At 72.4% G+C, this 11,873-nt stretch carries 11 protein-coding genes; all 11 read left to right on the forward strand.

The window, feature by feature from the left end:
* Nucleotides 1-20: 20 nt before the first annotated feature.
* Nucleotides 21-1,643, forward strand: coding sequence for a PfaD family polyunsaturated fatty acid/polyketide biosynthesis protein (locus tag MDN94_RS09450; RefSeq protein WP_482725425.1), 1,623 nt, complete (start codon nt 21-23; stop codon nt 1,641-1,643).
* Nucleotides 1,640-3,499: an acyl-CoA dehydrogenase family protein gene (locus tag MDN94_RS09455; RefSeq protein ID WP_482725426.1), complete on the forward strand. Its 1,860-nt coding sequence runs from the start codon at nt 1,640-1,642 to the stop codon at nt 3,497-3,499. Before MDN94_RS09450 ends, MDN94_RS09455 begins: the two co-directional genes overlap by 4 nt.
* On the forward strand, nt 3,496-5,253 hold the full coding sequence (locus MDN94_RS09460) for an acyl-CoA dehydrogenase family protein (protein ID WP_482725427.1): 1,758 nt from the start codon (nt 3,496-3,498) through the stop codon (nt 5,251-5,253). Before MDN94_RS09455 ends, MDN94_RS09460 begins: the two co-directional genes overlap by 4 nt.
* Nucleotides 5,254-5,275: 22 nt before the next feature.
* Nucleotides 5,276-6,082 carry a 4'-phosphopantetheinyl transferase family protein gene (locus MDN94_RS09465; protein ID WP_482725428.1) on the forward strand — a complete coding sequence of 269 codons (807 nt, stop codon included), beginning with the start codon at nt 5,276-5,278 and terminating at the stop codon, nt 6,080-6,082.
* Between the two features lie 151 nt (nt 6,083-6,233).
* Complete coding sequence (locus tag MDN94_RS09470; RefSeq protein WP_482725429.1) at nt 6,234-6,935, forward strand: RNA polymerase sigma factor; 702 nt, start codon at nt 6,234-6,236, stop codon at nt 6,933-6,935.
* Nucleotides 6,936-6,940: 5 nt separating this feature from the next.
* Nucleotides 6,941-7,351: an acyl carrier protein gene (locus MDN94_RS09475; RefSeq protein WP_482725430.1), complete on the forward strand. Its 411-nt coding sequence runs from the start codon at nt 6,941-6,943 to the stop codon at nt 7,349-7,351.
* Nucleotides 7,344-7,745, forward strand: a complete 402-nt coding sequence (locus tag MDN94_RS09480; protein WP_482725431.1) for a holo-ACP synthase — start codon at nt 7,344-7,346, stop codon at nt 7,743-7,745. Before MDN94_RS09475 ends, MDN94_RS09480 begins: the two co-directional genes overlap by 8 nt.
* Nucleotides 7,736-9,154, forward strand: a complete 1,419-nt coding sequence (locus tag MDN94_RS09485; RefSeq protein WP_482725432.1) for an aldehyde dehydrogenase family protein — start codon at nt 7,736-7,738, stop codon at nt 9,152-9,154. Before MDN94_RS09480 ends, MDN94_RS09485 begins: the two co-directional genes overlap by 10 nt.
* Nucleotides 9,155-9,166: 12 nt before the next feature.
* Nucleotides 9,167-9,646, forward strand: coding sequence for a DUF4188 domain-containing protein (locus MDN94_RS09490; protein WP_189470511.1), 480 nt, complete (start codon nt 9,167-9,169; stop codon nt 9,644-9,646).
* A 6-nt stretch (nt 9,647-9,652) separates the two neighbouring features.
* Entirely contained in the window at nt 9,653-11,359 is a 1,707-nt protein-coding gene (locus MDN94_RS09495) for an acetyl-CoA carboxylase carboxyltransferase subunit alpha (protein ID WP_482725433.1), read from the forward strand.
* Nucleotides 11,349-11,864, forward strand: coding sequence for an acetyl-CoA carboxylase biotin carboxyl carrier protein (locus tag MDN94_RS09500; protein WP_482725434.1), 516 nt, complete (start codon nt 11,349-11,351; stop codon nt 11,862-11,864). Before MDN94_RS09495 ends, MDN94_RS09500 begins: the two co-directional genes overlap by 11 nt.
* Nucleotides 11,865-11,873 lie beyond the last annotated feature (9 nt).

Genomic DNA, 11,873 nt, shown 5'->3' on the forward strand with positions numbered 1-11,873 from the left:
AGACCTACAGGAGACTCAGCATGACCACCGACGTGTACCGGCCGCGCTGGAGCGGCCCCGGGCAGCCCGCGGTCGGCGACACCGGGATCCACCAGGCCCTGACCCGGCTCGACGAGCCCGTGTACATCCTGCGCGGGCCGTACGGCCTGGGGGCCGCGAGCGGCGGCACGGTGACCGCCGACGGTGACCACGAGATCGTCGCCGCCGCGCCGCCCCTCGGCCCCGAACGGCTCGGCAGCGCCGCGTTCCTCGCCGACCACGGAGTGCGTCAGGCGTACATGAGCGGCGCCATGGCCAACGGCATCGCGTCGGCCGACATGGTCATCGCCATGGCACGGGCCGGTTTCCTCGGCTCCTACGGAGCGGCCGGCCTGCTGCCGGAGGCGGTCGAGAAGGCGCTGGTGCGCTTCCGCGACGAGATCCCCGGGCTCGCGTACGCCTGCAATCTGATCCACAGCCCCAGCGAGGAGCGGCTCGAACGCACCTCGGTCGACCTGTTCCTCAAGTACGGGGTCCGGCGCGTCGAGGCGTCGGCCTTCCTCCGGCTCACCCCGCATCTGGTCCGATACCGGGTGGCCGGGCTCACCGCGGGCGGGCCGTCCGGCGTCACCGCCACCAACAAGATCATCGCCAAGGTGTCCCGGCCGGAGATCGCGGACCTCTTCCTGAGGCCCGCTCCCGAGGCGATGGTGCGGGCGCTCGTCGAGGAGGGACTGGTCACCGAGGAGCAGGCCCGTCTCGCCGCGCTGGTCCCCCTCGCCGACGACATCACCGTCGAGGCCGACTCCGGCGGACACACCGACCGCCGGCCGCTGCCCGCCCTGCTGCCCGTCATCATGCGCCAGCGCGACGCCGTCGCGCAGGAGACCGGCTGCCCCGTGCGTATCCGGATCGGCGCGGCGGGCGGGATCGGCACCCCCGAGGCGGCGGCCGCCGCCTTCGCCATGGGGGCCGACTACATCGTCACCGGTTCCGTCAACCAGTCCTGCCTCGAGGCCGGGACGTCCGCACGGGTCAAGGAGATGCTCAGCCAGGCGGGCATCGCCGACTGCGACATGGCCCCCGCCGCCGACATGTTCGAGATGGGCGTCGAGCTCCAGGTGCTTCGGCGCGGCACGTTCTTCCCGATGCGAGCGAAGCAGCTGTACGAGCTGTACCGCGCGTACGACGGCATCGAGGCGATTCCGGCGGACGTACGCACCCGGGTCGAGGAGCAGATCTTCCGGCGGCCGCTGGACGACGTGTGGGAGGAGACCGCCGAGTACTTCCGGCGCCGCGACCCGGGCCAGCTCGCCCGTGCCGAGGGGAACCCCAAGCGGCGCGCGGCCCTCATCTTCCGCTGGTACCTCGGCATGGCCTCGCGGTGGGCGAAGACAGGGGAGGCCGACCGCGCCGTCGACTTCCAGATCTGGTGCGGGCCGGCGATGGGCAGCTTCAACGCCTGGGTGCGCGGCACCTATCTGGCGGCGCCCGAGCACCGCCGGGTGGCCGACGTGGCCCGGCAGATCATGGCCGGGGCGGCGTTCCACCAGCGGCTGGCCGTTCTGCGGGCCGCGGGCGTCGCCTTCCCCGCGGGCTTCGCGACCCGTCCGTCGCCGGAGGACTCCGCCTCCTGCGATCCCACCGTGGGGGTGGGGCGGTGACAGGCGCACGCACGGCGACCGCGCCCGCCCCGGCCCCTGGACCGGCCGCCGCGCCGTTCGCCCGCGCCGAGGCGCTGGACGCGGCGCTGGGGGACCCGTGGCTGCCGGACAACCCGTACGGTTTCGCGGCCGGTGCGGCCCGCGACGCCGAGGGGACGTACCCGGGGGCGGCCGAGAGGCGGCTGCGCGCGGAGGGCTTCCACCTCTGCCATCTCCCCGAGTCACTGGGCGGCACGCTGCGCTCCTTCGAGGACACCCACGTCCTGGTTCGCGTCTGTGCCCGACGCGACGTGAACGTCATGCCCGCCACGATGTTCAGCATCTCGGCCGTCACGACCGTCCTCGCCGCCGGTACGGCAGAGCAGCACCGCACGGTCGCCGCATGGCTGCGGGACGGCCGCACCATCGCCTTCGGGCTGTCCGAGGAGCAGGCAGGCAGCGACGTCCTCGCCAACGCCTGCCGGCTGGCCGACGACGGCAGGCTGACCGGGGTCAAATGGCTGGTCGGCCGGGGGGCTTCGGCGGACGCGGCCGTCGTCGTGGCCCGTACCGCCGAGCGCGGCCCCGCCGCGTTCACCGCCCTGCTGCTCGGACCCGGGGAGCTGGCGGACGACCGCGTACGGCGGCTTCCGGCGCGGCCCACCACCGGGATGCGCGGCATCGACTTCGCGGACTTGGAGTTCGACGGCCTCCCCGTGCCGCCCGGCGCCGTCGTCGGGGACACCGGCAGCGGCCTCGCCGGGGCGCTGCGGGCCCAGCAGATCGTCCGGCTGATGAGCACCGCGGGCTGCCTGGCCACCGCCGACACGGCGCTGCGTACGGCGCTGCGCTTCGCCCGTGGGCACCGCACAGGGGGCGACCGCGTCGCGGACACCCCGTACGGATCCCGTGAACTGGCCCTGGCCGCCGCCGAACTGATCGCGACCGACGTGACCGTGCTCGCCGCCGCGCGGCTCGTCCATGTCGCACCGGCGTCGTTCGGCCTCTGCTCCTCGGTCGTCAAACACGTGGCCACCCGGCTCACCGCCGCGTGCGCCACCCGGTCCCGTGCTCTGGTGGGTGCCCGCGGGGTGCTCCGTGAGGGGCGGGGCGCGGTCCTGGACAAGGCGGTCCGCGACAACGCCATGGTCGCTGTCATCGACACCAGCGTGCTCGGCAACCTGCGGGCCATCGCGATGCACCTGCCCGCGTACGCGGCCGCCTACGACCAGGAACCGGGCGGGGCGGCGCGGTCGGACGGGACTGCCGCGGCGGACCGCGAGCGCCGGCTGACCGCCGTCTTCGCCCTCGGCGACGTCGACGTCCTCCCCGGCGTCGAACCGGCCGCGCTCGACCTGGGCGTACGCCCGAAGGATGACATCCTGCTCGGTTTCGCCGGGCACGCGGACGCGATCGCCGCCGAACTCGACCGCAGGGGCGACACTCGTGCCGCCGCCCTGGTGACGGGTGTCCGCCGGGCGCTCGGCGGCGTCGTACGGGAGGCGGCGGCCGCCCAGCGTGACCGGACCCGCTCGCTGAAGGCGTCCCCGGAGCTGCTGGACCTCGCCGACCGGCTGTGCCTGCTCTACGCGGCGGCGACGGCCGCCCTGACGTGGTGGTTCCACCGCGACCGCGCCGGACTTTACGGCGAGGCGTCGCCCGGAGCCACCGGGTGGCTCACCGCCGTCCTTGGTCTGCTGACCACGCTCGTGGACGGCCGCGAGCCCCGCTCGGCGGGCCACGACGCCGCCCCGGCCGCGCGACTGATCACCGAACTCGACGCCGCACACCGGCTGTTCACGGCTCTGCCGGTACGGCTCAGTGACGGCACCGCACACCGGGCCGGCCCGGACGACGTGGAGGACGAGAAGCGATGACCGATCTGCCGGCCCTGATGGCCGACCTCGAGCGTCACCTGGGCGATCCGCAGGACCCGGCCGGGCCCATGCCGTTCTCCCGCATCCTCGCCCTGGACGAACGGGAGGAGTATCCCCACGAGTTCGTCGACCACCTCGCCTCCTGGGGGCTGTACGACTGGATCGTCCCCGCCGAGAACGGCGGCAGGGCCGTCGACGTCCAGGACGGCTTCAACCTCTACCGGCTCGTCGCGCGGCGGGACCCCACGTCCGCCACGGCCATGGTCCTCACCAGCCTCAGTTACATGCCGGTGTGGATCGCCGGGACCCCCGGGCAGCGCCAGCACTTCGCCGATGTGATCAGGAGCGGCGGGAAGCTGGCGTGGGGGCTGTCGGAACGCCGGCACGGCAGCGACATCCTCGCCAACGACACCACCGCCCGCAGGACCGAGGGCGGCTGGCTGCTCGACGGGGAGAAGTGGACGATCGGCAACGCCACCGTCGCCGATGCCGTCATGGTCTTCGCCCGTACCTCGGATCGGGGCGGCCCGGGCGGATACTCCGTGTTCGCCGTCGAGAAGGCAGGCGTACCCGCCGACCAGCTCGAACACCTGCCGGACGAGCCGTTGCACGGCCTGCGCGGGCTGGACATGAGCGGGGTGCGGCTGCGGAACTGCTTCGTACCGGACTCAGCCCTCGTCGGACGGGCCGGCCAGGGCCTCGAAACGGCGCTCAAGAGCAGCCAGTTGGCCCGGGTGGCCATCGCCAGCATCGCGATGAGCTGTGTGGACACCGCACTGCGCACCACGCTCGACTTCGCCGTCCGGCGCACCATCTTCGGCGGGCCGGTCTTCGAGGTCCCCTACTCGCGGCGCCAACTCGTCGAGTGCTTCGCGGACCTGCTGATCACAGACGCGCTTACCACCGGAGCGGTGCGCAGCCTTCAGCTGAGCCCGGACCAGGCGAGCATCTGGTCGTCGGTGGTGAAGTACTTCGTCCCCACCTTCCTGGAGGAGACGCTCGGACGGCTGAGCACCGTGCTGGGTGCGCGCTACTACCTGCGCTCCCATCCCCGGCACGGGATCTTCCAGAAGGTCCTGCGGGACTTCGCCATCTCCAACTTCGCCGACGGCAACACCGTCGTGAACCTCAAGAACATCGCCCTCCAGCTCGAGAAGCTGCTCGCCAACGCCACCGCCCAGGACCCCGGGGCAGTGGCCGGCGCGGTGGCGAGGACCGGTCCGCTGTTCGACCCCTCCTACCCCATGGAGCCCTACCGGCCCGCGGAGCAACAGCTGTTCAGCCGGGGCGTCGACGACCCGGTGCTCGCCCTGCGCTCCGCCGTCGACGAGCTGCGCTGGTCCGCCGGTGCCGCCACCGGCCGCGACGCCGCACAGCTCGCCGCCGCCGCCGACGCCGCCGGCGCCATCGCGGGCGAACTGGACCGGATCGCGGAGGAGCACCGCAAACTCCTCTCGGACCTGGGCAAGGACGCCGCCTCCTCGGCGGAGCTGTACGACCTCGCCAAGCAGTACACCACCGTGTCCGCCGCGGCCTCCGTCGTGCACCTCCACCTCAACGGTGGCCACTGCATGGACCCGGCGCTGCGGTCCCCGGCGGTGCTCCTGGTGTGTCTGGAACGGCTGCTCAAGCGGTTCCACCCGACCCGGCGGATCACCGGACCCCAGGAGATCGGCGAGGTCGCCGCGGCACTGTCGTCGGCGTACAGCGAAGGCCGGCTCTTCTCCTTCCGGTCTTTTCCCGTCAACCGGTGAACTCAGGAAGGGAGGAACACACATGGACATCGGGGCACGGCTCGCCGACCCGGTCGCCGATCCGCCGGAGGCCCGGCCCGACGACCCCCTCGCGGACACCGCCGAGGTCTGGCTGCTCGCCGAGGAGGACGTCGACCGGTTCGCCGAGGCCACCGGTGGTGCCGCGCTGCTCACCGGCGAGGAAAGGGCCCGGCACGACCGGCTGCTGTTCCCCGCCGCCCGGCGCCGGTTCCTCGGCGCCAGGCTGCTCTCCCGCCAGGTCCTGTCACGCTACGCGGACGTTCCGCCCGGCTCCTGGCGGTTCCGCACCGGTAAGTACGGCCGCCCGGAGGTCGAGGGCACGGCCTGGGGGCTGGACTTCAACATCACCCACACCAACGGACTGATCGCGGCCATCGTCGTCCGGGGCCGGACCGCCGGGGTGGACGCCGAGGTCACCCCCGCCCGGTCAGAGGCGATGCAGTTCGCGCCGAAGGTCTTCACCCCGCTGGAGACCGAGGTGCTCCGGCGCAACCGGGAGGACCAGCGCGGCCACGCCTTCGCCGACTCCTGGGTGGCGAAGGAGGCGTACACCAAGGCCACCGGCATGGGCATGTGCCGCGGGTTCGACGCCTTCTCCGTGCACCGGCTGCGTGACGGGGGCCTGGCCGTCGTGGACGACGAGATCCCCGAACAGGAGCGTGAACTGTGGCAGGTGCAGGTGTTGCAGGTGTGGGACAGGTTCGCGCTCGGCGTGGCCATCCGTGCCGGGAGCGAGGACACGGGTCCGCTGCCGGTCAGGCTGCGCTCGGCCATGGCGGAACTCCTTCCCCGCGAGGCCGGCCCGTGACCCGGCCGGGCCGGGACGGGCCGCCCCGGTGTCCACCTGTGGCCGGTCCGCTAGCTGCCAGCCGATGTGCTTGCCCGCCTTGGCCGACGGCGGCTTGCATGAGAGGTACCCCCCGCCGTCGGCACTGTTGTTTTGCTACGAGGGAATTCCAATGACCCGTAAAGGGAATGCGGAACTTCTGGCCGGATGCGCACGCGGCGAACAGGAGTCCTGGGACGAGATCGTGGAGCGGTACGGCAGGCTCGTGTCCTCCGTCGTGCGCAGCCACCGGATGAACGACGTGGACGCCGAGGACGTGCGCCAACTCACCTGGTTCCGGCTCGTGCAGAACGTGGACCGGATTCGCGATCCCGACCGTGTCGGCGACTGGCTCGCCACCGTCGCGCGACGTGAATCCCTCAAAGTCGTCACCCGGGGGAAACGTCTCGTCATGGTCGGCGACAGCGAAACACTCGACGGCCTTTCCGGGCACGGTGAAAGCCCGGAGCAGATCACGTTACGGGCCCAGAGCGGGGAAGAGGTGCTGCGGGCCATCGGCACGCTCTCCGAGCAGTGCCGGGGTGTGCTGCTCCTCGCCCTGGACGACCCGCCCGCCTCGTACGAGGAGATCTCCGCCGCCCTGTCCATGTCCGTCGGCTCGGTCGGCCCCATACGTACGCGCTGCCTGCGCCGTCTCCGTCGGGTGCTCGCCGCCGTCGAGGCGGGGGAGCGCGTCCCCGCGGCGGCCGGCTGCGTCAGCTGCCCGGCCGCGCCGGACCCCGCCGACGTGTCCGGTCCGCGCCGTCCGGCGGCTCTGGTGAGAAGAGGCCGCGAAGCAGGGGTCTTCGAGGCCGGGCAGGCCGGACAGGAGTGATGTGCATGTCTCAATACGACGTGAGGGAACTCGTTCGTTCCATCGTCATCGACACGCTCGGGATCGACGCCGCCGTCTACCGCACCGATCTCGTTCTCAGCGCCGATCTCGGCCTGGAATCGCTGGATCTGCTGGACATCTTCTTCCGTATCGAATGCAGCGCGCCGGTGGTTCTCTCGGTGGAGCGCTGCGGCCGATATCTGCAGGGCGACGTTGCCGACGCGGAATTCTGCGACGCCGGTGGAATCATCAGCCCCCGCGGCCTCGCCCAACTGCGCACCGTCATGCCGCAGCTCGACCCGGCGGAATGGGAAGGGCGGCTCACCCTCGACCGGATGCTCGACCGGATGACGGTCGGAAACCTGATCTCCATGGTCGAGGGTCTGCTCGCCGAGGGGCAGGCCGCCCATGCCTGAGCACGGGCAGAGCGTTCTTCGGATCGGCAGCTACGGCGTCGCGGTCGACTCGCTCGACAGGCTGATCGCCCGGCACGGCGTCACGGCGGTGAAGCTGCCCGCGGGGCGCGGTTGCGCCGTCCGGTGGGCACTGCGCCAGGCGACGCTGCGGGCCCTGGCCGCCCCGCCGCGGGTGGCCGGCCGATGGCGGGACGTCCAACTGCTGGGCACCGACGACGGCCCCTACACCCTGGTCTTCCGGGGCGAGGTCGCCCGCTTCGCAGAGACGGTTCTGCGCGGCGACATCTCCCTCTCCGTCACCACCGGCGCCGGCCGGGTCACCGCCCACGCGGTCCTGACGCGCGGCGGCGGTCCGGCACGTCCCTCCCACGAAGAAACAGAGGTATGCAGGTGACCACTGCCACCGAAGCCGCGCTCCTGACGAGCCGGGAGATCATCACCGGTGAGGAACTGGGCAGCGTCCCGCTCGCCACCCCGGGCGCCGTGGCCGCGGCCGCCCGCCGTGCCGCCGCCGCGGCTCCTGCCTGGGCGGCGCGGCCCGCCGCCGAACGCGCCGCGATCCTGTCCCGGGCCGCCGATCTGCTGCTGGAGCGCGACCAGGAGGCCATGGACCTGCTGGTCCGCGAGGGCGGCTCGATCACCGGGAAGGCGTTCTACGAGGTGCACGCGGGGGCCGCCGAGCTGCGGCACGCCGCCGCGCTCGCCACCGGCCCCGACAGTCCGCACGGCCCCGGTTCCGAGCCCGGACGGGAGACCGAGGTGAGCCGGGTACCGCTCGGCGTCGTCGGGGTCATCGTGCCGTGGAACTTCCCACTGCTGCTCGGCATGCGCTCGGTGGCCCCCGCGCTCGCCCTGGGCAACACGGTGCTGCTGAAGCCGGATCCCCACACGCCGCTGTCCGGCGGACGCCTCTTCGCCGAGGTGCTCGCCGACGCCGGGCTGCCCGAGGGCGTGCTGGAGGTGGTCCACGGCGACGCGGACGCCGGAGCCGCCCTGGTCCAGGCGCCCGACGTGGCGATGGTGTCGTTCACCGGTTCCACCGAGGTGGGCCGCGAGATCGGCGCCACGGCCGGCCGGCTGCTCAAGCGGGTCGTCCTGGAACTCGGCGGGCAGAACGCCTTCGTCGTCCTGCCGGACGCCGACATCGAGCAGGCGGCGTCCGCCGGCTCCTGGGGATCGTTCCTGCACCAGGGTCAGATCTGTATGGCGGCCCGCCGACATCTGGTCCACCAGGACGTGGTGGAGGCCTACACCGAGACCCTTGCCCGCCGTGCCGCCGCGCTCCGTATCGGCGACCCCTACCGCACGGACGCCCAGATCGGGCCGGTCATCGAACACGGGGCGCTCACCCGGATCGCGGCCGCCGTCGAGGAAGCCGTCGCCCAGGGGGCCCGACTGGTCACCGGCGGACGGATGCAGGGCCCGTTCTTCCCGCCGACGGTGCTCGCCGACGTCACGCCGAAAATGGCCGTCTTCCACAAAGAGGTCTTCGGGCCGGTCGCCACGATCACGGCCTTCGCCGACGACGACGAGGCGGTCGCGCTCGCCAACACCTCCGACTACGGGCTCACCGCCGCCGTTTACACGTCCGACGCCGACCGGGGGCGGGCCCTCGCGCCCCGCCTGCGCTGCGGCGTCGTCCATGTCGGCGACCAGACCGTCAACCACGACCCGGCGCTGCCGTTCGGCGGCATCGGGGCCTCCGGCAACGCCTCCGGATTCGGCGGCCGGGCCGCGCTCGACGCGTTCACCCGCTGGCACACCCTCACCACCAGCAGCCCCGCCCGCGCCTACCCGTTCTGAGAGGAGCTCCCGATGGACCTCAAGGTCGTCACCGAGCCACGCATAGCCGCGCCGCCCGAGGGCACCGTGGTGCTGCTGATCGGCACCCGCATCAACAAGTTCTGGATGGTGCACCGCTGGCTGCCCGTCATCGCCTCGATGATCCCCATGCTGATCGAGCTGAAGAAGAACAAGGACCACGGCTTCCTCTACTCGAGGGCCTGGTTCAACCGGACCGTGATCATGCTCCAGTACTGGCGCAGCATGGACGATCTGATGCGTTACTCGCACAACACGGAGGGCAAGCACCGCTCCATGTGGGCCTGGTTCAACCGGGCGGTGCGCAACGACGGTGCCGTGGGCATCTTCCACGAGGCGTACATCGTCGATCCGGCGCGGATGCACACCGTCTACCGGAACATCCCCGTCTTCGGGATCGCCGCCGCCACCGAATCCGTCCCGCAGCGCGTCCGGCCGCCGGTACCGGGCAGCACCGGCCCGGAGCGGGCGTGATCGGCCGTGAGCCCGCAACAGGGCCCGGTGAGGGCCGACCAGGAGGTGCAGTGGCGCAGATGCGGAGCGTGCGGCGCCTTCGTCTACGTCAAACGGCTGGACCGCAATCGGAAGGTCTGTCCGGAGTGCCAGTTCCACTTCCGCATCCCCCCGCACACCCGGATCGAGCAGCTCGCGGACGCCGACAGCTTCCGGCCGTTCCCCGACGACTACCGTCCCCGTGACCTGCTGGAGTTCACGGACAGCAAGCCCTACCCCGACCGGCTGCGCGACGCTCAGGCCAGGACCGGCCGCCATGACGCCCTGGTCGCCGGTGAGCTGACGATCGAGGGACGCCCGCTGGTCGTGGCCGCCATCGACTTCAGCTTCATGGGCGGCAGCATGGGCGCCGTCGTCGGCGAGGGCATCGCCGCCGCGGCCCGCCGCGCACTGTCCCGGAGGCTGCCCCTGCTGCTGATCGCCGCCTCGGGCGGCGCACGGATGCAGGAGGGCGCCCTGTCACTGATGCAGATGGCCAAGACGGCCCAGTGGGTCGCCCGGCTGCGCGAGGCCCGGCTGCCGGTGATCAACCTCAACACCGATCCGACCTTCGGCGGCGTCAGCGCCTCCTTCGCCATGCTCGGCGACGTCATCCTCGCCGAACCGGGCAGCCTGATCGGTTTCGCCGGCCCCCAGGTCATCCGCAACACCATCCGCCAGGAACTGCCCGCCGGCTTCCAGAGCGCCGAATTCCTGCTGGAACACGGCATGATCGACGCGGTGGTCCCCCGGGAGAACCAGCGCGAACACCTCGCCCGGCTGCTGACCCTGCTCGGCCCCTCCGTGCCCGAACTGCCCGAGGTGAACGGCGCGGAGCCGCTCACCGCACCGCCCCCGGCCGTCCGTGGCACGCGCGACACCGTCGCGCTGGCCCGCGACATCGGGCGTCCCACCACGCAGGAGTACATCGGCTACGTCTTCGACGACTTCGTGAGCCTGCACGGCGATCGGGTCCACGGCGACGACCAGGCGCTGACGGGCGGCGTCGCCCGGCTCGGCGGCCGGAGCGTCGTCGTGCTCGGCCACCAGAAGGGCCACGACACCGCGGCGCTGGTCCGCAGCAACTTCGGTATGCCCAATCCCGAGGGCTATCGCAAGGCGCTGCGGCTGATGCGGCTGGCGGACCGCTTCGGCCTGCCCGTCGTGGCGTTCGTCGACACCCCGGGCGCCTTCCCCGGCATCGGCGCGGAGGAACGGGGGCAGAGCCTTGCCATCGCGGAATGCATCCTGGAGCTCTCCCGGCTGCGCGTCCCGGTGGTCTCGGTGGTCACCGGCGAGGGCGGCAGCGGCGGCGCACTGGCGCTGGGCGTCGCCAACTCGGTGTTGATGCTGGAGAACGCGTACTACTCGGTGATCAGCCCGGAGGGCTGCTCCACGATCCTGTTCGGCACCGCGGATCGCGCGGGCCAGGCGGCCGACGCGCTCCGGCTGACCGCGCCGGACCTGCTGCGCCTCGGCGTGGTCGACGCGATCGTGCCCGAACCGCCGGACGGGGCGCACACGGCGCCGTATCCGACGGCACTCAATGTGAAGACCGCTCTGGTGCGGACCCTCGGTCCGCTGCTCGACCTACCGGGGGACCGGCTCGTCGAGCTGCGCCGGGAGCGTTTCGACCGGTTCGGGCACCCCGAACGTCAGCCCATCGTCGACTGGGAGAAGCGTGATGACCACTGAGGCGTCCGAGGCGCCGACCGCCGCCGCCACCATGACGGTCGAAGAGCTCAGGGCACAGACCCGGCTGCTGGCCGGTGAACTGCCGGGCACCCTGCGCCGGATCACGCTGCGGGCCGGCGGGATCAGCGTCGATGTCGAGTGGGAGACGGCCCCGGCCGCTGCCGCCCCCGTCGCCGTGCTTCCCGCCCCCGCGGCGGCCGCCGCACCGGCCGCTGTCGTGCCGACCGCCGCCGCGCCCGCCGAGGACACGGCGCCCGCGGGCCTCGTCCAGGTCACCGCGCCGCTGGTCGGCACCTACTACCAGGCGCCGTCACCCGGAGCGGAGCCGTTCGTCAAGGTCGGCGACATCGTCGAGCCCGGAGCCCAGCTGGCCGTCGTCGAGGCGATGAAGCTGCTCAATTCCATCACCGCCGACGTCCGCGGCCGGGTGCACGCCATCCACGCCCAGGACGGCGAGGTGGTCGAGTACGCGCAGCCGCTCATCGATCTCGTCCCGGTCGACTGACCCGCCGGC

It is taken from the genome of Streptomyces sp. WAC00040, from assembly GCF_056835925.1.